Annotated in this window: 20 protein-coding genes and 1 pseudogene; 5 read left to right on the forward strand and 16 right to left on the reverse strand. The window is 66.4% G+C overall.

Going from position 1 to position 20,934, the window contains the following annotated elements; translation table 11 throughout:
• Positions 1-2 precede the first annotated feature (2 nt).
• The 8 genes from GWK18_RS10760 to GWK18_RS10795 all read right to left on the reverse strand — a co-directional run bounded on the left by GWK18_RS10760 (position 3) and on the right by GWK18_RS10795 (position 10,273).
• A complete protein-coding gene (locus tag GWK18_RS10760; RefSeq protein ID WP_166835203.1) occupies positions 3-1,982 on the reverse strand; it encodes a protein kinase in 1,980 nt (659 codons plus the stop codon).
• On the reverse strand, positions 1,979-3,418 hold the full coding sequence (locus GWK18_RS10765; protein WP_166835205.1) for a penicillin-binding protein 2: 1,440 nt from the start codon (positions 3,416-3,418) through the stop codon (positions 1,979-1,981). Before GWK18_RS10765 ends, GWK18_RS10760 begins: the two co-directional genes overlap by 4 nt.
• Positions 3,415-5,127: an FtsW/RodA/SpoVE family cell cycle protein gene (locus GWK18_RS10770; RefSeq protein ID WP_166835207.1), complete on the reverse strand. Its 1,713-nt coding sequence runs from the start codon at positions 5,125-5,127 to the stop codon at positions 3,415-3,417. The genes GWK18_RS10765 and GWK18_RS10770 overlap by 4 nt, the downstream gene beginning before the upstream one ends.
• Entirely contained in the window at positions 5,127-6,710 is a 1,584-nt protein-coding gene (locus tag GWK18_RS10775) for a protein phosphatase 2C domain-containing protein (RefSeq protein ID WP_166835209.1), read from the reverse strand. Before GWK18_RS10775 ends, GWK18_RS10770 begins: the two co-directional genes overlap by 1 nt.
• A 3-nt stretch (positions 6,711-6,713) precedes the next feature.
• Positions 6,714-7,208 carry an FHA domain-containing protein gene (locus GWK18_RS10780; RefSeq protein WP_123826651.1) on the reverse strand — a complete coding sequence of 165 codons (495 nt, stop codon included), beginning with the start codon at positions 7,206-7,208 and terminating at the stop codon, positions 6,714-6,716.
• On the reverse strand, positions 7,209-8,051 hold the full coding sequence (locus tag GWK18_RS10785; RefSeq protein WP_166835211.1) for a DUF3662 and FHA domain-containing protein: 843 nt from the start codon (positions 8,049-8,051) through the stop codon (positions 7,209-7,211).
• Positions 8,052-8,242: 191 nt separating this feature from the next.
• Positions 8,243-9,460: a phosphoglycerate dehydrogenase gene (serA, locus tag GWK18_RS10790; protein ID WP_166835213.1), complete on the reverse strand. Its 1,218-nt coding sequence runs from the start codon at positions 9,458-9,460 to the stop codon at positions 8,243-8,245.
• 27 nt (positions 9,461-9,487) lie between these two features.
• Positions 9,488-10,273 (reverse strand): hypothetical protein, encoded by a 786-nt coding sequence (locus GWK18_RS10795; RefSeq protein ID WP_245193215.1) that lies wholly within the window; start codon positions 10,271-10,273, stop codon positions 9,488-9,490.
• A gap of 82 nt (positions 10,274-10,355) precedes the next feature.
• On the opposite strand from GWK18_RS10795, the gene rlmC reads away from it, so the two are divergent.
• Positions 10,356-11,543 carry a 23S rRNA (uracil(747)-C(5))-methyltransferase RlmC gene (gene rlmC, locus GWK18_RS10800; RefSeq protein ID WP_166835217.1) on the forward strand — a complete coding sequence of 396 codons (1,188 nt, stop codon included), beginning with the start codon at positions 10,356-10,358 and terminating at the stop codon, positions 11,541-11,543.
• Here the strand turns inward: rlmC and GWK18_RS10805 are convergent.
• The 3 genes from GWK18_RS10805 to GWK18_RS10815 all read right to left on the reverse strand — a co-directional run bounded on the left by GWK18_RS10805 (position 11,529) and on the right by GWK18_RS10815 (position 13,816).
• A complete protein-coding gene (locus GWK18_RS10805) occupies positions 11,529-12,263 on the reverse strand; it encodes a hypothetical protein (protein ID WP_166835219.1) in 735 nt (244 codons plus the stop codon). The two genes, rlmC and GWK18_RS10805, sit on opposite strands and share 15 nt — an antisense overlap.
• A 176-nt stretch (positions 12,264-12,439) precedes the next feature.
• Entirely contained in the window at positions 12,440-12,859 is a 420-nt protein-coding gene (locus GWK18_RS10810; protein WP_166835221.1) for an SRPBCC family protein, read from the reverse strand.
• Between the two features lie 84 nt (positions 12,860-12,943).
• Positions 12,944-13,816 carry a VOC family protein gene (locus GWK18_RS10815; protein ID WP_166835223.1) on the reverse strand — a complete coding sequence of 291 codons (873 nt, stop codon included), beginning with the start codon at positions 13,814-13,816 and terminating at the stop codon, positions 12,944-12,946.
• 80 nt (positions 13,817-13,896) lie between these two features.
• Between GWK18_RS10815 and GWK18_RS10820 the strand changes: the two genes are divergently transcribed.
• Genes GWK18_RS10820 through GWK18_RS10830 form a run of 3 tightly spaced genes read left to right on the forward strand, consistent with a single transcriptional unit; the run spans position 13,897 to position 16,330 of the window.
• Entirely contained in the window at positions 13,897-14,418 is a 522-nt protein-coding gene (locus GWK18_RS10820; protein ID WP_166835225.1) for a MarR family transcriptional regulator, read from the forward strand.
• Between the two features lie 53 nt (positions 14,419-14,471).
• Positions 14,472-15,482 carry an ATP-binding cassette domain-containing protein gene (locus GWK18_RS10825; RefSeq protein ID WP_166835227.1) on the forward strand — a complete coding sequence of 337 codons (1,011 nt, stop codon included), beginning with the start codon at positions 14,472-14,474 and terminating at the stop codon, positions 15,480-15,482.
• A gap of 47 nt (positions 15,483-15,529) precedes the next feature.
• The gene (locus GWK18_RS10830; RefSeq protein ID WP_166835229.1) at positions 15,530-16,330 is read left to right on the forward strand and encodes an ABC transporter permease; all 801 of its coding nucleotides are present in this window, start codon (positions 15,530-15,532) and stop codon (positions 16,328-16,330) included.
• Between the two features lie 254 nt (positions 16,331-16,584).
• Here the strand turns inward: GWK18_RS10830 and GWK18_RS10835 are convergent, their stop codons facing one another.
• The 4 genes from GWK18_RS10835 to GWK18_RS10845 are packed head-to-tail and all read right to left on the reverse strand — an operon-like array spanning position 16,585 to position 19,559.
• Positions 16,585-18,165, reverse strand: a complete 1,581-nt coding sequence (locus GWK18_RS10835) for a TIR domain-containing protein (RefSeq protein ID WP_166835231.1) — start codon at positions 18,163-18,165, stop codon at positions 16,585-16,587.
• A gap of 5 nt (positions 18,166-18,170) precedes the next feature.
• Positions 18,171-18,650, reverse strand: a complete 480-nt coding sequence (locus GWK18_RS13205) for a hypothetical protein (RefSeq protein ID WP_245193216.1) — start codon at positions 18,648-18,650, stop codon at positions 18,171-18,173.
• A complete protein-coding gene (locus tag GWK18_RS13210) occupies positions 18,647-19,024 on the reverse strand; it encodes an HIT domain-containing protein (protein WP_348535932.1) in 378 nt (125 codons plus the stop codon). The genes GWK18_RS13205 and GWK18_RS13210 overlap by 4 nt, the downstream gene beginning before the upstream one ends.
• A 49-nt stretch (positions 19,025-19,073) precedes the next feature.
• A complete protein-coding gene (locus GWK18_RS10845; RefSeq protein ID WP_166835233.1) occupies positions 19,074-19,559 on the reverse strand; it encodes a TIR domain-containing protein in 486 nt (161 codons plus the stop codon).
• Positions 19,560-19,740: 181 nt separating this feature from the next.
• Between GWK18_RS10845 and GWK18_RS12950 the strand changes: the two are divergent.
• Positions 19,741-20,016: pseudogene (locus GWK18_RS12950) on the forward strand (transposase); the annotation flags it as partial.
• Positions 20,017-20,055: 39 nt separating this feature from the next.
• Here GWK18_RS12950 and GWK18_RS10855 read toward each other — a convergent pair.
• On the reverse strand, positions 20,056-20,844 hold the full coding sequence (locus tag GWK18_RS10855) for a transposase (protein ID WP_348535933.1): 789 nt from the start codon (positions 20,842-20,844) through the stop codon (positions 20,056-20,058).
• Positions 20,845-20,934: the final 90 nt, after the last annotated feature.

Consider the following 20,934-nt stretch of genomic DNA (forward strand, 5'->3'; position numbering starts at 1 on the left):
GGTCAGCCTTCCGTCGTCAGAGCGCCGTCGGCGGCAGAGGTGGGGGCACCTGCCGGGGCAGCGACGTTCGATTGGTCTGAGGTGGACTGGTCGGTGGTGCTCCGGTCATCGGATTCCGCCGAGGTCTGGGTGGAGGAGGGCTCCGAGGACTGAGAGTCCGCCGAGTCCTGCTGGGTCTCGGTTCCGGCCCGGGTGTCCCCGGTGCTCCCGGAGGTGGCGTCGTCGGTTGCCTGCCCGCTGCGCTCGCCACCCGCGGAGGTCTGCGACGCCTCCGGGCTGGCCGACGGGACCACATCCAGGTCGATCGTCGAACCGACCTCGACTTCCGATCCCTCGTCCGGCGTCGTGTCGGTTACGGTACCGGGATCCTCGGAGGAGTTCTCGTCGTAGTAGACGTCGATGTTGACCCCCAAGGCGGTGACGTCGTCGATCACCGTGTCCATCTGGTTGCCGACCATGTCCTCAGGCAAGGCAACGGTTTCAGGGCCGGTGGAATGGGTCACCGTCACAGTGTCTCCCGTGTTGACCGTGCCCGTGGGGGACACGGCGGTGACCTGGTCGCTGGGTGTCTCGGCGTCGGCCTCGCCCACGACCTCCACGTCGAGTCCCATTGCGTTGAGTTCGCCGACCACGGTGTCCACGTTGCGTCCGATGTAGTCATCGGCGTTGATCTCAACCGTGGTCGGGCCATCGGTGCCGGTCGCCTGGGCGGTCGAGGTCGAGACCGTGCCGCGCGGTGACGGCTCCCCGGTGGAACCGAAGTTCTGCAACGCAAGGTAGATCACGGCCGCCAGAAGTGCCGCGATGACGATGCCCACCACAATCACGGGCCACAGTCGTCGGCTCGTCTTTCCGGTCGAACTCGACCCCACGGCAGGCCCACCGTCGGCGGGAGTCACCGGTGAAGGGTTGTTGGGCACGGGCACCGGGGCGCCGGCCGCCGCCTGGGAGGCAGAGTTGCCGGCGTCCTGCTCGGCCGAGATCCGCATCTCCGCGGTCGAGGCACTCGGTGCGGCTGCTGCCGCAACGCCCAGGGCGGCAGCGCCCGAGACGCGGTCCGAGATACGGGTGTCGTCCCCGCGGGTGTTCAGCGCCTCTGTAGGCGCGTCGTCGAGGTCCAGGAACTTGCGCATGCCCGGAACAGCATTCGCCGCACCCGCCAGGTCGCCGCGACGGATCGAGTCCACGGCACCGGCAAGAGCCCCCGCCGTGGAGGGCCGGTCGGCGGGATCCTTGGCGAGCATGGACATGATCAGTGCCCTGGCCCCGTCCGGTACGGAGCCGGGCAGCGGCGGCGGGGGGTCGTTGACCTGAGCCAATGCGATGGCGATCTGGGATTCCCCCGTGAAGGGGCGCCGGCCGGCCAGGCATTCGTAACCGATGATTCCCAACGAGTAGAGGTCCGAGGACCCCGTTGCCGTCTGACCCGTCGCCTGCTCGGGTGCGAGGTACTGGGCCGTTCCCATGACCTGTCCGGTTGCGGTCAACGGCACCTGGTCCGCCACCCGGGCGATACCGAAATCGGTGACCTTGACCCGCTTCTCCGGGGTGATCATCAGGTTGCCGGGCTTGACGTCCCGGTGCACCAGGCCCTGCGCGTGGGCCGCGGCCAACGCACGGGCGGTCTGGCCGATGTAGTTGAGCACGTCGTCGACGGGCAGCGTGCGGTCGCGGTCGATGATGTTGGACAGCGGCTCACCGGGAACCAGCTCCATCACCAGGTAAGCCGAACCGCCGTCCTCCCCGTAGTCGTAGACATTGGCCACACCGGGGTGGTTCAACAAGGCCGTGTGCCGTGCCTCCGCGCGGAATCGCTGGAGGAACGTCGGGTCGCCCGTGTACTCCTCCTTGAGGATCTTGACGGCGACCGTGCGGCCCAGGACCTTGTCCTTGGCCTTCCAGACCTCACCCATGCCGCCGATCGCGATGCGTTCGGTCAGCGCGTACCGCCCACCCAGGACGGTCTTCGACGACGGCCTCATCCGTTCAACACCGCCTCGAACATCTGCTGTCCGTTGGAAACCGCGGACGAGCTCTCACCGACGGCCACGTCGTCGTACACGACGGCGATCGCGACCTGGGGGTCGTCCGCGGGGGCGAAACCGGTGAACCAGGAGTCATTGGTCCCCGAGGAACCGATCTCGGCGGTGCCCGTCTTGCCGGCCACCGAGTACCCGGGCACGGCCGCACCGTTGGCGATGCCGTTGTCCACGGAACTGACCATGAGGTCCGTGACGGTGTCCGCCACGTCCGTGGAGGTGGAGCGCTGCATCTGCTCGGCCTGGAAGCTGTCGATGACCGACAGGTCGGAGGACCGGACCTCCTGGACCAGCTGGGGACGCATCAGCACACCGTCGTTGGCGATTGCTGCTGAGGTCATGGCCACCTGGAGGGGAGTGGAGCGGACGTCGTACTGCCCGATAGCCGACATCGCCAGGCTGGCATCATCGAGGTCTGAGGGGAAGGTCGACGGGGTCACGGACAAGGGGATGTCCAGTTCCTGACCGTAGCCGAAGTTCTCGGCCGTCTCGCGAATTTTATCCTGGCCCAGGTCCATTGCGATCTGCGCAAACGGGGTGTTGCAGGAGTTGTTCAAGGCGAACTCCAGGTCCGCCTCCGTGCGCTGCGTGCAGTTGCCACCCACGTAGTTCGGCAGCGTGGTGCTGGTGCCCGGCAGTTCCAGGTTCTGCGGGTTGGGGATCTCGGTGTCCGTGTCGTAGTCGCCAGATTCCAGTGCCGCCACGGTGTCGATGATCTTGAACGTCGACCCCGGGGCGTAGAGGTCCCCCGAGATGGCCCGGTTCGTCATGGGCTGGGCCTCGTCGCTGTTCAACCGTTGAGCGGCCTCGATGACCCCGGCGGAGTCGTGCGAGGACAGGGCGTTCGGGTCGTAGGACGGCGAGGAGGCCATCGCCAGGATCCTGCCGGTGTCCGGTTCGATCGCCACGATCGAACCCTTCTTCCCGGCCAGTAGGTTGTAGGCCAGCTCCTGGAGCTCGGGATCCACGGTCATCTCCACGGAGGCCCCGGAGGGTTGATCACCGGAGAGGGTGGACATCACACGGTCGTAGAACTGACTGTCCGAGTTTCCGGAGAGCTGCTCACCCATCGCGTTCTCCAGACCCGTGGAGCCGTAGACGGGGGAGAAGTACCCCGTCAGCGGCGCGTAAGCCTCCGCATTGCGGTATTCGCGCTGATACGCGTAATCACCGTCGGCGGGAACCGAATAGGCGATCTCGTCTCCACCGGCCAGGATCGGGCCGCGGTCCCTGCCGAACTGCTCGTAAAGGGTCCGCGTGTTCCAGGGGTCCGCGGCCAGTGAGCGCTGCTGGAAGAACATGATGGAGGTCAGGGCCAACAGCAGGACGGCGAAAATGGCGACCGCTGCCATCCAGACGTGACGAATGGCTCGATTCACGATGTGGCCCCCTTCCACTCGTTCGGCTGCTGGTTCGTCGGCTCGGTCTTCGGCTCATCGAGGTCCGGCTCGTCGACGTCGGGGTCGTCGTCCGGGGCCGGCTTCTTGGGCGCGTCGTCGGCCCGGTCCGTCGTCGGGACCGCGGTCGCGTTCTTGCGCTCGTCCTCCGCTTGACGGGCCTTACGCTCCTCGCGCTCCTTGCGCGCCGCCTCCTGGCGGGCACGACGGCGTTCGGCACGTTCGGCGCGCTCGCTCTCCAGCATCTCTGCTCGCTCGTGCTCCTCGCGTTCGTGCGCCTGGAACTCCGCGATGTCCTGATCGCTGGCCGGGCCGGTCACCACGGGACGTCGAGCCGAATGGGAGATGGCCAGCAGCAACGCAGCGATGATCCAGTTGGACAGCAACGACGAACCACCGGCGGACATGAAGGGGGTGGTCAGACCGGTCAGCGGGATCACGCGTGTGACGCCGCCGATGACCACGAAGAGCTGGATCACCATGATGGAGGCCAGACCGCCGGCCAGCAGCTTGCCGAAGGCGTCGGGCGTGCCCAGAGCCGCTCGGAAGCCGCGGGAGACGAGCAGGAAGAACATCATCAGGATGGCACCCAGGCCGACCAACCCCAGCTCCTCGCCGAAGGCCGTGATGATCATGTCCGAGTTCGAGTAGGACACCAGGTCCGGGCGTCCCTGCCCGAGTCCCTGGCCGAACAGCCCACCGGAGGCCAGTCCGAAGATGCCCTGGACGATCTGACGGGAGCCACCGACGGGGGCGTCGTAGATCGCGGGGTCGAAGGCATGCCACCAGGCGTCCAAACGGGCGGCCACGTGACCGAAGGTCTGTGACGCGACCACACCGCCCGCGGCCACGAAGATCAGGCCTAGAACGATCCAGCTCAAGCGGCCGGTGGCCAGGTACAGCATGGCCACGAACAGCCCGAAGAACAGGATCGCGGTTCCCAGGTCACGCTGCAGGACCAGAACCCCGATGGAGACCAGCCAGGCGGCGAACATCGGAGCGAGATCCCGGAAGCGCGGTAGACGTACGGGGCCGATCTTGGGGCCCGCCAGCAGGATGACGTCGCGGTTGGTCGAGAGGTACCCGGCGAAGAAGATCGCCAGCGTGATCTTGGCGATTTCTCCAGGCTGGAAGGTTCGGCCGCCGATGGAGATCCAGATCCGGGCGCCGTTGATCTCGATCCCCAGACCGGGCAGCAGCGGGAGGACCAACAGCAGCGCGGAAGCCAACAGGGAGATGTAGGTGAAGCGCCGCAGTCTGCGGTGGTCCCGGAGGAAGACCAACACCAGGGCCGCTGCGAGCACACCGATGGCGGTCCACAAGACCTGATTGGTCGCGGCCGTCGCGTCCATGAGCAGATCGATGCGGTGGATCATGGCGATCCCCAGACCGTTGAGGGCCACCACGATCGGAAGGATGTAGGGATCCGCGTACTGCGCCCGGAACCACATCACGGCGTGCAGCACCAGCCCACCGGCGATCAACACCGCAGCCGCCCGGTACACGTGACCGGGGGAGGCCATGGCCTGTTCCGGGTCGATCAGGACGTTGGCGCCGATGCCGATGGCCCAGGCGACGAACAACAGGACCAGCTCGGTGATCCGTCGTCGTCGTTGAACAGGCCCGGTGGAGGTGCTGGTGGCCCGCACCGGATCGGTTGCGGGCGTCCCTCGGGTGGGAGCGGCGGTCATCAGCGATCACCGTCCTGCGGGGGTGCTGCGGGGGTCCGGCTGGAGTCGGGCGACGCGTTTGTCTCGTCGTCCTGGCCGCGGTCGGGGAAGCTCACGGTCCCCGAGTCCTGGGGCGAGGGCGTGGCACTCTCGGAAGCCTGGTCCGAGTCCTCGTCACCCGATCGCAGACCGTCCACGATGCTGCGTGCGTGCTCCAGGTCATCGGCGGTGATGGTGTTCTCCACCCGGTTCCTCGAGTACGAGGACAACTCGGAGACCTCGACGTCGGAGGTGTCCTCGATCCGAGAGAGCTGGATCGGTCCCAGGCTCTGGGAGACACCGTTGTAGATCGCCACCCGACCTTCGGACTCACCGACGTAGTAGCGACCCTGGATCCAGTTGCTCGCTGCCATGCCGCCCACGACCAGTGCCGTCACGGCCAGCACGGAGACCACCGCGGCGATGATCCACCCCGTACGACGGCGCCGCGAGCTTCCCAGCGCCTCGTCGACCTCCGCCATGTCGGCCAACTGCTCCGCGGCCTTCGTGCGCAGCAGCGTGGCGCGGCGGGCCATGGCCGAATCACTGACGGTCGGGATTCGGCCCGTCTGGGTGGCATTGGCGGCGGCACCGACCAGGACGTGCGGGTGCGCGTCCAGACCTTGCCGGAGTGCCGCGGCCGAGGACGGCTCGTTGGACGCGGCGTCGTCGGTGTCCTCGGTGTCCGCCTCCGGAGTTGGTTCGGCCCAGGGCATGCCCGGCAACGGGTCCTGCCGGGGCGTCTCCGGGTGCCCGGACTCGCTCAACTCGTCCGAGGTCAGGGCCTCCTTCGGGTCCGGCACGGCACCACCGGCGGGATTGCCGAGGGACGGGAGGTCTTCGGAGTCCACGACCTCCAGGACCACAACCGTCACGTTGTCCGGCGCCCCACGTTCCAGGGTCAGGTCCACGAGTGATTCGGCGATCTGGTCGAGTTCCGAGTCCATGCTCAACACGCGCTGGATGGTCTCCGGGCGCACGACGGCGTTCAGGCCGTCGGAGCACAGCAACCAGCGTTCCCCGGGCTCGGCCTCCAGCAGTTCGGACTCGAGTTCCGGGGAGGCGTCCACGTCGCCGAGGACGCGCATGAGGACGTTGCGGTGCGGGTGGGTCTCCGCCTCTTCGGGTCGCAACCGACCTTCGTCGATCAGACGCTGGACGAACGTGTGGTCGGTGGTGACCTGTCGGAACTCGCCGGAACGCAGGCGGTAAGCCCGGGAATCCCCGATGTGGCACAGGGAGATGTTCTCCCCGTCGATGATGATCGAGGTCACCGTGGTACCCATGCCGCCCAGCCGCGGATGCTGCTGGACCAGTTCCGCCAGGTTCTGGTTGGCGTTCTGGATCTCATCGGCCAGCACGGTCCGGGCGTCGCCGTCGTACCCGGTGCGGTCCAGGTGGGTCAGGTCGATCACTGCCGAAGCGGAGGCCACGTCGCCACCGACGTGCCCACCCATGCCGTCGGCCACGACGGCCAGGTGGTGACCCGCGTAGGCGGAGTCGTCGTTCTTGGAACGCACCTTGCCGACGTCGGAGCGCGCGGCGAAACGAAAAGCTAAGGGCATGTATCAGGCCCTCAGTTCCAGCACGGACTTGCCGACCCGGAACGGCCGACCGGCCTCCACGGGGACGGCACGGGTCAACCGCTGTTCATCGATGTAGGTGCCGTTCGTGGACCCGAGGTCCTCGAGGAACCAGCGGGAACCTTGCGGGAACAGGCGGGCATGGCGCCCGGAGGCGTAGTCGTCCTCGAGCGGGACGGTGCACTCCGGGGAACGGCCCATGAGCACGGGTGCGCTGCCCAGCTGGTAGGAGCGGCCGCCCGTGGGGCCCTGGAGGACCAGCAGGGTCTGCGGCAGCTGGCGCGCCGGCTGCTGCTGGACGGGGGCCGGGGTCTGCGGGGCCTGGTTGGCACCGGCCTGCGCCTGCGCGCCGCGGCCGCGGTTACGCCGACGGCGGTCGACGGCCAGGTCGCGGCCTTGGGACAGGACGATGCCCAGGATGAACACCCACAGCAGGGCCAGGAACCCGTACCGGAGCAGTGCCACGGTCAGTTCAGACATTCAGTGGTTCCTCCTCGGGGCCACCAGGCGGAAGACGATGCGGCTGCGACCCATGGAGATCACGGAACCGTTGACCAACTCGGCGCGGCCGCGCACGCGCTCACCGTCCACGTGGGAGCCGTTGGTGGAACCCAGGTCGACCGCCAACCAGTGATCGCCCTCGTGGCGGATCTCCAGGTGGCGGCGGGACACGCCGGTGTCCTCGATGGTGACATCGGCCTCCGCCGACCGTCCCAGCACCACGGACTCGGCGTCCAGGGCGAGCCGGTGACCGTCGATCTCGAGCACCGGGACCCAGTGCTGAGGCGTGGTGGTCGGGTGGGACCAGTCCTCGCGGTAAGGGTCCCCGCCACCGAAATCGGAGCGGTGGGAACCACCGTGGGCGGAGGGGGCGCCGTTGTAGGCCGGGGCCGACCGCGGCCGGGGGGTGCGCCGTTCGTCGGCGCGGTGGGCTGCCGCCGTGGGCTCCTCGGTGCGTTGTGCGGAGGAGGAGATCACGAACTCACCGCGTTCGACGTCGGGGTTGCGGGTGAAGGACACCCGTACCGCGCCCTGCAAGGTGTAGGTCTGGGAGCGGGCGTGTCGGATGACCACCTCGCACAGTTCCTCGGCCAGGGGCGTTCCCCATTCTTGGGCGCGCGGGAAGTCCTCGTCGGAGAATTCGACGACGAAGACGTTGGGTGCCATGGTGCGGCCGGCGGAAATGGTGAAGGACTGCTCGTCGAGCTCGCGTCGCAAGGCGCTGGCGATCTCGACGGCTTCGATGCGCTTGCGTGAACCGGTGGAGAACGCGGTGCGCACGACGCGTTCGATCCCGCGTTCAAGATTGTCCAGGAAACCCAAGCGCCCTCCTTCCGGTCGTCCTGCGGGGGTCCGTGGTCGCGGCGCCCCGGGGGCACCGCACGTCAGACACCGCCGGGCGGCGATGTGCTCCCAGGATAGTAGACGGTCACCCTGATGCCTTGTCGGGGAGAACCTCCACGCGAACTCCGAGGACGCGGGTGGCCGGAGACCGGGCCCACCCGCGCGTGGATTCAGCAGTCCTGACCCACGCAATCGCCGATCGTGCCGAGCCGGCGGGTGGCCGACAGGGCCATGATCTCGCTGACCACGTTCTCGTCAACTCCCGAGGAGCAGTCGGTCACCAGGTAGCCCGTGGCGCCCTCCGTGACCAGTTGCTGTCCGTCCACGTTGACGCCGTGTTCGGAGAGCACCGTGTTCACTGCCGTCAACACGCCCGGCACGTTGTCGTGCACGTGCAGCAGCCGGACGCCGGACTTGATCGGGTGCAGCTGCATCTGGGGGAAGTTCACGGACAGGGAGGTGGAGCCCTGCTCGACGTAGTCGATGAGCTTGGAGGCCACGAAGTGCCCGATGTTCTCCTGCGCCTCCGCGGTGGAACCACCGATGTGCGGGGTCAGGATGACGTTGGGAATGCCCTGCAGCGCAGAGGCGAACGGCTCGCCGGAGGCCTTGGGCTCCTCCGGGTAGACGTCGATCCCCGCGCCGGCGATGTGCCCGGAGTTCAGCGCGTCGCGCAGTGCCTCCAGGTCCACCACGTGCCCGCGGGAGAGGTTGAGGAACAGGGTGCGCGGGTGCATCTTCTCGAACTCGGCTCGACCGATCAGTGCGCGGTTGGAGGCGCGGCCGTCCACGTGCACGGAGATGGTCTCGGACTTCTCGAACAGCTCGTCCATGGAGCTGCACTTCTTGGCGTTGCCCATGGGCAGTTCGTCGCGCACGTCGTAGAAGTAGACCTGCATGCCCATCAGCTCGGCCAGAACGGAGAGCTGCTTGCCGATGTTGCCGTACCCGATCAGGCCGAGGGTGCGTCCACGGACCTCGTGAGCGCCCTTGGCCGACTTGTCCCACTCACCCTTGTGCATCGCGGCGTTCTTGTCGGTCAGGTGACGGGCCATGGAGATGATCTCCCCGATGGCCAGCTCCACAACGGAACGGGTGTTGGAGTAGGGGGCGTTGAAGCACGGGGTGGCCGATTCGGAGGCCGCATTCAGATCGATCTGGTTGGTTCCGATGCAGAACGCGCCCACTGCCATCAGGTTGGGGCGGGCCTCGAAAACGGCTCGGCTGACATTCGTCTTGGACCGGATTCCCAAGAGGTCCACGCCGTCCAGGGCTTCGATCAACTCGGCTTCGTCCAGTGCCCCCTTCCGCGTCTCGACCTCGACGCCGTGACGGCGGAGGATCTCTTCGGCATCGGTGTGGATGTTCTCCAGGAGCAGCGCTTTCACGCCTTCGAGTCTAGACCGGGCGATGTTTCAGTCGCGAAGATCGATGTCGAAGACCCGCTTCACCGCTGTCACAACGTGACGCCCGTAACGCTGTCCGGACGGGGTGGAGGAGTACGGGAGGAACCGACCCGGGTGATCGGGGTGGGTGATCTTCCCGTGCGTGGGCCCTGAGGTCACGACGACGAATCCCGCCGCACGCAGACGGGTCAGCAGTTCGCGCTGGTTGGTGGGGTAACGCGTACCCCGGCCCCCGGAGGCCGACCGTCCCGAACCGGGTTCCTCGGGCAGCGGCTGGTCCGGGCGGCGGGCCAGGGCCCACCCGGCGCGGTAGATGCCCACGATCTGGGCGTCCGAGCGGCGGATCTGTACGCACAGCTCACCGCGGAGGAAGTGGTCCGTGCGGCCCAGGTCGGCGGACCAGGAGTCCTCGGGATCCTCGACGACTTTCTGGAGGTCCGCCAAGGTGGCGTCCCAGGCACCCACGACGTGTACCGAGTCGTCGGGAGCGTTCAACACCAGCCCGTCACCGGTCGGTGTCGGCCGACCGGAGACCACGGAGTAGAGAATGTCCCGATCGGTGAGGGACCGGGCGGTGTTCTGTTCGAGTGCCGCTTTGATGCGGGCCGCCAGTTCCTTCCGGCGCCGGAGCTCGTGTTTCCTGGCCTCCTCCGTGGCCTGTGCCGGGCCGGGCGCCGTCGTCGCAGTGGTCCGGGGCTCTGCGGGAGGCTGATTGGCGGCGCGGGCGTGTTCCTTGGCGGCTGCGGCGTGGTCCACCGGGCGGACGGTCAGGGCCGGGTCCGTCCGGCCCGTCATGACCGCCGGGGAGGGTACAGGGGCCCGGCCGGGGCGTTTTCCCGTCATCTTGCTGAACTCCCCTCCCGGTAGGCTCTGGGCCGTGCGCTGCCACTATCACGACCTCGGACTGTGCCATTCGTGCACGTTGATCGATCAACCCTACGCGCAGCAACTGGCCGGGAAGGTGGACGGAGTCCGGGGGCTCCTGGCGGCAGCTCGCAAGGACCTGCACGACCTGCAGTGGTTGGACCCCGTTTCAGGGCCGGAGGCCGGCTTCCGGAACAAGGCGAAAATGGTGGTCGCCGGGACCGTGGCCGAACCGACCCTCGGCATTCTCGATCCCGTGGGCCGGGGCGTGGACCTGCGCGACTGCCCCCTGTATCCGCCCGCGGTGACGGCAGCGCTGCAACAGGTGGCGCGATTCGCACGGGACCTCCGCCTTCTGCCCTACGACGTCCCCAAGGGCCGGGGCGAACTCAAACACGTCCTGCTCACCGTGTCGCCCCGCAATGAACTCATGCTGCGCTTCGTGCTGCGCTCGCAGCGCCAGCTGGACCGGATCCGCGAGCACCTGCCGGTTCTGGAGGCCGGACTACCGGACCTTCGTGTGGTCTCGGTCAATGTGCAACCCGAACACAAGGCTGTGTTGGAAGGCCCCACCGAGATCCTGCTGACCCAGCAGGAGAGCCTGCTCATGGAGGTCAACGGGATTCCGCTGCACCTGCGGCCCAGATCCTTCTTCCAGACCAACACCCATGTGGCTGCGGCGCTCTATCGCCGTGCCGCGGCTTGGGCCGACGAGGTCGCGCCGACCGAGGTCCTTGACCTCTACTGCGGGGTGGGCGGATTCGCCCTGCACCTGGCCGGGGCCGGGCGGGACGTGGTCGGTGTGGAAGTGTCCGAGGAAGCCGTTGCGGCGGCTCAGCGCAGCGCTCGCGAACTCGGTCTTCCCGAGCGTGGTCCGGGTTCGGCCCGTTTCGGGGCCGGTGACGCCACGGCGTGGGGAGGTCCGTCCGACGACGACGGCGGTGTGAGTGACCCGCTGCTTCAGAGCGGGTCCGGGCGGCTCGTCGTCGTCAATCCGCCGCGCCGCGGGCTGGGGGAGGAGCTCAGCGGCCGACTCGAGAACAGTTCGGCCACGGACCTCATCTACTCGAGCTGCAACGCGAAGACCATGGCGCGCGACCTGGCGCGGATGCCGTCCTGGCTCCCGGTCGAGGCGCAACTGCTGGACATGTTCCCGCACACGGGCCACTACGAAGTGGCCATGCGTCTAGAGCGACGGTAGGTACAGAGCTGCGCCTTCCACGAAGTCGCGGAGCTTTTGGGAGGCGGTGATGACGTAGGCCGCCTGCAGATTGTTGAAGTGCGGGTTCTCGACCAGGGTCATGGTGTAGAGCTGGTCGTCCTTGAAGGGGGCCAGCAGTCCGCGCAGGCAGTCCTGGATGTCCTCGCGTTGGAGCAGGACCCACGCGCTGCGGTGGACGCGCTGGAGGACGCGGATGCCGTCCACGAGTTCCACGAACGGGTCGTCGTCCGACGTTCCGGCCGTCACGGACAAACGTCCGTCGTCGATGCCGGTGAGCACGCCGATGCACAGGAGCAATTCCACGGTCTCGCGGTTGCCGCTGATCAGTGCCTCCTGCAGGACTGCGTCGACTTCCGGCGTGGTGTCGCGGGCCGCACGGGGCTGGGGGCGCAAGAACGAGCGTGTGCGTCCGGGGGCTTCTGGTTCTGGGGTTTCGCGGATCTCGTAACGGAGTACGTAGGACCCCGGCACTGTGGGGTTGAGGGTGCAGACCACCGGCGACGGTTCGTCAGAGGGCGCGTCCTCACCGGCGCCGACGACCAGAAGCACGTTGGTCATCTGCGCGGCGGCCTCAAACGCTTCCCTCGCCAGGTCGTCGAAGACCACGCGCGGCTGGCGGTGCACCGTGCGGTACTCAACGAGCACGGAATCGAAGGCCCGAACTCCCGGGGGCGGGGACGGGACGGAGAAATTGGACATGACGGGTTCCTGACAAGGGCAGCGGGTAGGCACGGCAGAGCCTTTGCCGTCGCGAGCAACTGCATGGCAGTGCAGTCGCCTGGCGGTCAATATGATGTCGCGTCAATCATTGGCCTACATGCTGCCGTGAGCGCGTTACGGCCGTGACCCCTCATGTGTCGACACAGCTTGTGACCTCAGGCGATCGTGCCGTTCGGTGCTGCCCCGTCCAAGAGCCCCTTGAGGCGGCTCAGATCCGCTTTCACGGCCGCCGCGTCCCCCTCGAAATCATCAGCGGTCCCCTGCGGCCCGCGGAACAGGGTGAACACGACCTCGCTCCCGGTGTCATTGCGCAGAACCCGCAGGGGATTGTGGGTGACCGAGCCGCCCGGGAGTACGACGTCATGGTCAAGAATGCCGTGCTCGACCGGACCCACGAAGCGGACCTCCACCGCCCCCATGGGCGAATCCGTCAGCCAACGCCCGTCCTCGTGCCGGATGCCGTTGCTGAGCCCTGCGGCCCACTGAGGGAGGTTCGCGGGATCGCCGGCAAAGTTCGCGACGACGTGTGGGGCAGCGTTGATGGACTGGGAGATGTGAACGGCGGGCCAGGTCATGCGGCGAGCCTAGCGTTCCGGTGTCATGCCCGGAGTGTGGAGGTGTCCCGCCGCTCGGGTCTGAGCGGCGGGACACGTCTCTGTTCACGCCTGGGTGGACACCTGAACCCGGTTGAGCCAGGGGTCTTCGAAGGCCAGGGTGGCGCCGTCGTTGCGGGTCGCGACGCCGTAGTGGCTGAGTCGCTCGTCGAGCTCGCCCATGTCGTCGCTGGACGGGAGTTCCAGGCGGACCGTTCCCAGGCCGAGCGACTTGGGGCGAGGGCCCGCGCCTGCGCTGTTCCAGGTGTTCATCGCCATGTGGTGGTGGTAGCCGCCGGCGCTGACGAACAACGCCTGGGTGCCCTTGGTGGCCGTCGTTTCGAAGCCCAGCTGGTCCACGTAGAAACGCTTGGCGTTGGCGATGTCTCCGACCTGAAGGTGGACGTGTCCCACCGTGGCGGCGCGCTGATGTGGCTCCTCAACGGCCTGTTCGTTCAGGTGGTCACGCATGAAGGCATTGGGGTCCAGCATGAGGCTGTCCATCTCCACGCGCCCGTGGACCCAACTCCATTCCGTGCGGGCGCGGTCCCAGTAGAGTTCCACCCCGTTGCCTTCGGGGTCCGAGAAGTAGAACGCCTGGCTGACCAGGTGGTCCGCGCTGCCGATGAACGTTCCGGGGTAGCGGGTGGCCACGCTGTAGATGGCTGCGGCGAGGTCGGCTTGGGTTTCGAACAGGATTGCGGTGTGGAACAGGCCTGCCTGGCGGCGTGAGGCGTGCTTGAGTTCGGGGGCCAGCTCCAGGATCACCAGGGGGAGGTTGTTGCGTCCCATGACCACGCGGGTGGGGGTCTCCGAGATCACACTGAGGGTGATGGCGTCACGGTAGTACGCGGTCATTGCGGTGAGGTCGCCGACCAGCAGGGTGACAGCGCCCATCGAGGTGTCGGCAGAGAGAAGTTCTGCTGTCTTGGTGCCCATCGGGGCCTCCTGATCCATTGGTTGTTGCTTCAACCAAAAGCTAGCGCGGTATGGTTGTAGCGTCAACTATCAGGAGTGAGATGGATCAGGAACCTTGGCTTGACGCCGGTGAGCTGGCGGCATGGGTGCGGCTGGCTGCGGTCATGGAACTTTTGCCGGGGGAGTTGGACTCCCAGCTGCGGCGTGACGCCGACCTGCTGCACTTCGAATACTTCGTGCTGGCGATGCTGTCCGAGGCACCCGGCCGGACCTTGCGCATGACCGAACTGGCAGCGCTGACCACCGCGACCTTGCCTCGGCTTTCACACGTGGTGCGCAGACTCGAAGACCGCGGCTTCGTGCGCCGGACGCCGTGCCCGGAGGATCGGCGTGCCACGAATGCCACCCTCACGGACCCCGGGTGGGCGAAGGTTCAGGAAGCCGCACCGGGGCATTCAGCCGCGGTGCGGCGCCTGATCTTCGACGCGCTGACGCCCGAGCAGGTAGGTCAGTTGCGTGAGATCGCCGACGCCGTTCTGGCGCGTCTGGATCCCGGTGCGGACAAGGCTGCCGTCTACACGCGGTACGACGGCGGCGGTGACGGAACCGCCCGGAGCGGTTAAGATGCTGCCACGTTGGGCCATCTGCGTTTTTCACCGAAAGGTTCACCCACGGCATGAATCTGCCCACGACCGAACAGGACCTTGCCGTCAAGACCGACGGCCTGGTCAAACGCTTCGGAGCCACCATCGCCGTCGACGGAGTCGACCTGAGTATTGCCCGCGGGGGCATATACGGAGTCCTGGGACCCAACGGGGCCGGCAAGACCACGGTGATCCGCATGCTGGCCACGCTGCTGCGTCCTGATGCCGGCCGGGCGACAGTGCTGGGGCACGACGTCGCCGCGCAACCTCGCGAGATCCGGCAGAAGATCGCGTTGACCGGGCAGTTCGCGTCGCTGGACGAGGACCTGACGGGGATCGAGAACCTGGTGCTCCTGGGCCGACTGTTCGGTTTCACCGCCAAGGCGGCCAGACGACGGGGTGCTGAACTGCTGGAGGCCTTCGGGCTCTCGGATGCTGCGGACCGTCAGGTCAAGAACTACTCGGGAGGCATGCGGCGTCGTCTGGACATTGCGGGGTCGCTCATCGTGACACCGGAACTGATCTTCCTCGACGAACCCACGATCGGGATCGACCCACGCAGCCGCAACCAGGTCTGGGACATCATCCGGACACTCGTGGGCGGTGGTACCACCGTCCTGCTGACCACGCAGTACCTCGAGGAGGCGGACCAGCTGGCGGGCCGGCTGGCCGTGATTGATCACGGGCGGGTGATCGCGGAAGGAACGCCCGGAAAGCTCAAGGCCCAGGTCGGTTCCGGCGCCCTCAAGGTGCGCGTCATACACCCCGAGGACCGGGGCCGGGCGGCGGAGATCATCGAGCGCTCACTCGCGGTCGACGTCGTTCAAGAGGCCGATTCCTCAGCACTGAGTGCCCGGCTCGAATCCGGGCAAACGGCAGCGGCGGCGCTGGCTGCGCTCGAGGAGTCCGGTATCGGCATCGAAACCTTTGCCCTGGGGCAGCCCAGCTTGGACGAGGTCTTCCTGGCATTGACGGGCAAACCCGCGCGAGAGGCCGACTCCAACGACACCGACGCCTCCACTGAATCTGAGGAGACACCGTGACCGCCGCTCGCGAGCCAGGCGCCCATGTCCCGACCGCAGGAGGGGGCATGATCGCGCACGTGCTGCTCCCTGACGACCGGAGGCCCGCGCCGGCGGGGGCGTTCAGCGCCTCCCTGACCTACGGGTGGCGCGCGCTGCTCAAAATCAAGCACATCCCGGAGCAGCTCTTCGACGTCACGGTCTTCCCCATCATGATGACCGTGATGTTCTCCACGATCTTCGGGGGCGCCCTGGCTGGTGGCGTGGGGGACTATGTCCAGTGGCTGATCCCCGGGGTCTTCGTGCAGACGTTGATCATGATCACGATGTACACCGGCCTGACCCTGAACCGGGACATCTCCAAGGGGGTGTTCGACCGCTTCCGCTCACTGCCCACGTGGCGTCCCGCGCAATTGGTGGGAGCTCTCCTGGGGGACCAGGTGCGCTACACCATTGCCGGCGTCATCATCCTGGTGGTCGGGTTCGTGATGGGCTTCCGGCCGGAGGGCGGACTGCCGGGTGTGCTCGTCTCGTTCGTCCTGCTGCTGGTCTTCAGCTTCTGCCTGTCCTGGGTGTGGACCACGGTGGCGCTGTTGGTGCGGACCGAACAGGCGGCCATGGGCGTGTCCATGTTCATCCTGATGCCCTTGACGTTCGTGTCCAACATCTTCGTCGATCCCGCAACCATGCCCCGCTGGCTGCAGGCGTTCGTGGAGGTCAATCCCGTGAGCGTGGTGGTGGGGATCATTCGGGACATGATGGGCGGCACCTACGACGTCGGACGCCTGGCTCTGGTGCTCGTGTACTGTGCGGTGCTGCTGGCCATCTTCGGCCCGATCTCCATGCGACTCTACAACCGGAAGAACTGACCGCGTCCGAGGCCGGTTGCTTGGAGCCGGCCGACCACACCGTTTGGTGTCGACCACACCGTGTAGATGCGGTGTGGTCGACACCAAACGGTGCGGTCGGGCAGGGACGACAGAACCCCCGGGCCCTTGGGGCTCCGGGGGTTCTGTTTTGTGACAAGTCACATGGTGGATAATTCACATAATCCCCTGACCAGCGAAGTCGCTAAGGCCCCGGTGGCCTCGCGTACATAGCGCAACATGGGTTTTGTACAGCCTCAGGCTGCACCTCGAACGAGCCGTGTGGGAGGTGGATCGTCAACGCCCGAAATGCTCCATGGTGTGGACGTCCGCACACCCGGATCTAGGCGGTCGGGCAGGTAAGCCACGAAGGCTGTCTCGTCCGCTGGCCGGACCTCGAACTCCCTCGGGTGCTCAACCCCCAGCGTCACGTCTTCCAGGGACTCGCTGACGCCAGAGAAGACAGCGTGGGGGTGGTAGATGACGAATGGGTCCAGCGGGACCGGGTGGCCAGCGACGGTGATCCCGCTCCCGGGCATGACGATGTCCAGAGTCCCCTCGTCAAGCATGGACGCGGGATCAATGTCAGACCGTGCGACCCCCCGGTACACCTTCCGCGGCACAGGGGCTGCGAGCCCCTCAAGCATCAACCTGATGGTGCGTATCCAGAGCCGCTCGTAACTCTCGATCTCCTTGGGCATGGGGAAGTAGACGCCCGTCTCCCGTTGAATGACTGCGAGGTCGTCGGCGGCCTCGTACACCATACGGAGGGCGGTCAGGTACTCTGCGTCCCGATCTCCCGCAAAGCCCCCCACCTTGGCGAGGCTCAGCCCGTCGAGGACAATCTCTGCTGTGTGGGCATCGTGCAGTTGCAGCACCGTCCCAACGCACCGTCGGGTACTATCGGGGCTCAGACTGTCAAGGTGAAGCCGCGTCGTGACCGTGCCATTGGTTCCTTCCGTGAAGGGGACGCAGGCGATCACGTCCAAGCCGGACTCGAATCCGACCTCCAGCGCGCTTCCCAGCCGCCCCAGGCCAGCGTGGGTGACGATGCCCTCAAAGGAGCCCATTAGACGATCTTGGGGGCCGTAGAAACGCAAACCAGCTGGCTTCCCCTCCAAGTGAGCCAACCCGGAGGCTTGCAAGATCACACGGTTAGCGCCGCCGAGAGCTGAGACGCCTCCCTCTGTTTCGACGACGATCTGCTCGCCGGGGACCTCAATCGGCTGGCTAGTGCCGAAGTCAAGGGCGGAGCGGATGTCCTCAGGACGCTGACTTGCTGGGCGAGACAGCAGGTCTGCAAGCCCAGCGGCATCGACAGCGGGTAGGGCAGAGCCAATCCCGTCAGCCGAAGCAAGCGTCTCCACGGCGAACGTCCCTCCTCCGGAAGTCTCCATCGCCTGCGAGCGGGGCTCGCGAACGCCGAGCGCCACAAGTTGGGCGTATGCAGCCTCAGCAAGGCGCTCGGGCGTGAACTCCTCGGCCTTCAGATAGTGCCAGCCGCTGTCGAGGCCGGGGACCGCGCTGTCGTCAAAGCGCACTGGGAGGAGGTAGGGCGATCCCCTCTGTGTCATCTCGGTAAGGATGGCGCGACGTTCGTGTCGCGGCCACTGCTTGTCGACGTAGTGCTCGGAGATGAACATGAGCACCAGGTGGGAGCCTTCGGCGTAGATGCGCGGCAGTTCTTCCGTGTGGTTCTTGCCCCATAGGTCAACGGCATGGTCGTCGTCGTAGAACGTCTTGACGTCGAGTGCCTTCAGCGCCTGGTTGACCGCCCGCACATAGTCGCGTTGCTCCCCAGCGAAGGACAACGCCACCTCATAGGTGTAGGCCGGCACGCCGCTCACCTCGCGACGACGAACACGACGACGCCGACCACGAAGAGCAAACCGTAGAACGGGGCGATGGACCAGGAGCACCACACCCGTCGACCAGGAAACCACTTTTGCATTCGGCCCTTGGCACGGCCCCACGGCGTGGAGTGAGCGGGGGTTGGGTCGAGCGCATCCTCGATAGCGAGGGAGAACAGGGGCACTGGCCGGGTCTTCCTCGCCACCGCGTCGTAGAGAGCGCGGTACCCCTGCTCCTGCCTCAGGTAGTTGGCATCGAGGAAGGCGAACAGAACCACAGACAGAAGCCCCAGAAGTGCGACGGACACGGTGTTCTTAGTCAGTGCGTAGCCGTAGGTGGCCGAGACCACAGGCAGCAACCAGCCCTTCGTCGCCGAAGACGCCGCTGACATGCGCGTCACCACGGCTTGGATGAAGTCCAGGTGCTTGCGCAAGTCTTCTGCGGACGCCGCGCTCTCGTCGTTGCCAGTCACGCGCGCAACTCCTCCCGGCAAGCGCTTCGCAGTCGCTCCCAGGCGTCGTCCTTCTGCTTCTCTGAGTAGTGGGTCTCAGGGGGCCAGATGCGGCCCACCGCATCATTCTCCCAACGAGGCACGATGTGCACGTGGAGATGGAAGACAGTCTGCGTTGCTGCCTTCCCGTTCGACTGGATGATGTTCAAGCCCTCCGGGGTCAGTGTGTCCTTGACCACCCGCGAGAGACGTGTGGTCGCCACTGCGATCCGCTCAGCCGTCTGCTCGTCCAGGCTCCAGATGTTCGCAACGTGCTCACGGGGAACCACCAGCGTGTGGCCCAGAGTTGCTGGCTCCAGCGGGAAGAAGGCGACGACGTGCTCGTCTCGGTACACCTCGCGAGCGTCAGGGTCCTCACGCTGGACGATCTCGCAGAAGGGGCAGTCAGGCTCGCTTGTAGGCACTGGCCACCCAATTCGTGAGATTTGCACTGATGTTGGCGTAGACGCTCTTGCTGTCCCAGCCACTGGGGTTGTAGACGGGCACATGATCACCAACGGTGCCCCCTCCCTTCAGGGCAACCTTGGCGAAGGGGTTTTCGCCGTAGGGGTCGGTATAGCCGTTGCGGTCAGCCAGTCCATGGATGCGGACCCCGACCAAGGGCTTGTGGTTGTCCCAGGCGTACGCGATCTCGTGACGGACCCAAGGACGGGATGCAGTTTCCGCACCGATCAGCACCACGACCGCAGCCTTGTAGGCCATCTGATCTTTGATCCACTTCTGGATCGCCGCGTCACCTTGACGCCTCACCTGTTCCCACTCCTGAGCGTTCAGGAGTGGCTGGCCGTCCAGCACACCCATATTCCTGACCTGTTGGACGCGCCACGCGTCACGGTCGTAGTGGAACGAGTAAAAGACCGACTTGGCCATCACCACTCCCTTCGTCGCGAGTTGAACTGCTCGCTGAGCCCGCCATCATTCTCCATGACTTGAAGTGCGACCGTCGAGCCGCCGGAAGAGCCGGTGAGCCCTCTCACGCGCTGGGACTGCCGCACCGATAGGTGACATCTGATCTGGCTTGCCCGTTGGGCGGCCTGGAAGGATGTGCACCATGCCCGCTCCCTACCCCCAGGAGTTCCGCGAAGACGTCGTGCGAGTCGCCCGGTCCCGCGAGGACGGCGTCACCATCGCGCCGCAGATCGCGAAGGACTTCGGCGTCCACGAGATGACGCTCCACAAATGGATCCGCCAAGCCGACATCGACGACGGCAACCGCCCCGGGAAGACCCGTGAAGACTCAACGGAACTACGCGAGCTACGCCGCCGGAACCGGCTGCTGGAGCAGGAGAACGAGGTCCTGCGTCGCGCCGCGGCCTACCTGTCCCAGGCGAACCTGCCGGGAAAAGGACGCTTCTATGCCTTCGTGTCAAGCCATCCGCGTCCGAAGTTCTCGGAATAGAGACCTGCAGACGTAGCGTTTGAGGCATCGTCGGATCTCGCGCTTGGAGAGCCCTTCGGCACGCCGGCGCTCAACATATTCTCTGGTGGTGGGGTCGTAGCTCATCCGCGTGCGGACGACGACGTCGACGGCACGGTTGAGTTGCCGGTCGCCCGAGCGGGAGAGTCGATGGCGGCTGGTGTTGCCCGAGGAGGCGGGCAACGGGGCTATGCCGCCGAGCGCGGCGAAAGCCGCTTCAGAGCGTACCCGTCCGTGGTGTGAATACGACGACACCAGGATCGCTCCTGTGACAGCGCCGACCCCCGGGATGCTCTGGAGGCCGGGGGCGAGGCTCTCGGTGAGCACGGATAGCGCCTGGTGGTTCTGCTGAAGTGACTTGGTCTGCTCGATGATCGATTTGGCCAGCCTTCGTGCCTCGTCTCTGAAGACTCGCTGTGATGGTTCATCTCGTCCGGTGCGCCAGGCCGCGATGGTGGCGATCTGCGCGTCGGTGAGCGGTTTGCGCGCATCGATTCCGACGTCGGTGGTGCGCAGGAGTGCGGTGAGCGCATTCTTGTTCGCCGTACGTTGCTGATCAGTCAGTGACCGGCTCGCCAGCAACACGCGGAGCGCCGCGCGGTCACCAGAGCGACGTGGCTGAGCAAGTTTCTCGGGATCCGTGGAGAGCGCCGTTCGAGCTGCTGCTTCTGCATCCAGCGGGTCTGACTTGCCGGTTCGTGCTCGGGAACGGCGGTAGAGAGCTCGGATCTCGGCCACCTCTATCCCCTCGGCTAGATGTACTTCCCCGGCAGGTTGTGAACACGCGGGGTAGATGAAGGCCTCCGGGCAAGATGTGGGTTACCACAC

The sequence above is a fragment of the Kocuria sp. JC486 genome, from assembly GCF_011602805.1.
In the GTDB taxonomy this organism is placed as follows: domain Bacteria; phylum Actinomycetota; class Actinomycetes; order Actinomycetales; family Micrococcaceae; genus Kocuria; species Kocuria soli.

Bases quoted from the DNA above. Each gene is read 5' to 3' on its own strand.
- GWK18_RS10775 (WP_166835209.1), bottom strand. From the start codon at position 6,710: ATGCCCTTAGCTTTTCGTTTCGCCGCGCGCTCCGACGTCGGCAAGGTG.
- GWK18_RS10845 (WP_166835233.1), bottom strand. From the start codon at position 19,559: ATGGCCAAGTCGGTCTTTTACTCGTTCCACTACGACCGTGACGCGTGG.
- GWK18_RS10815 (WP_166835223.1), bottom strand. From the start codon at position 13,816: ATGGGCACCAAGACAGCAGAACTTCTCTCTGCCGACACCTCGATGGGC.
- GWK18_RS10830 (WP_166835229.1), top strand. From the start codon at position 15,530: ATGATCGCGCACGTGCTGCTCCCTGACGACCGGAGGCCCGCGCCGGCG.
- GWK18_RS10795 (WP_245193215.1), bottom strand. From the start codon at position 10,273: ATGACGGGCCGGACGGACCCGGCCCTGACCGTCCGCCCGGTGGACCAC.
- GWK18_RS10810 (WP_166835221.1), bottom strand. From the start codon at position 12,859: ATGACCTGGCCCGCCGTTCACATCTCCCAGTCCATCAACGCTGCCCCA.
- GWK18_RS10825 (WP_166835227.1), top strand. From the start codon at position 14,472: ATGAATCTGCCCACGACCGAACAGGACCTTGCCGTCAAGACCGACGGC.
- GWK18_RS10760 (WP_166835203.1), bottom strand. From the start codon at position 1,982: ATGAGGCCGTCGTCGAAGACCGTCCTGGGTGGGCGGTACGCGCTGACC.
- GWK18_RS10770 (WP_166835207.1), bottom strand. From the start codon at position 5,127: ATGACCGCCGCTCCCACCCGAGGGACGCCCGCAACCGATCCGGTGCGG.
- GWK18_RS10820 (WP_166835225.1), top strand. From the start codon at position 13,897: ATGGATCAGGAACCTTGGCTTGACGCCGGTGAGCTGGCGGCATGGGTG.
- GWK18_RS10780 (WP_123826651.1), bottom strand. From the start codon at position 7,208: ATGTCTGAACTGACCGTGGCACTGCTCCGGTACGGGTTCCTGGCCCTG.
- GWK18_RS10805 (WP_166835219.1), bottom strand. From the start codon at position 12,263: ATGTCCAATTTCTCCGTCCCGTCCCCGCCCCCGGGAGTTCGGGCCTTC.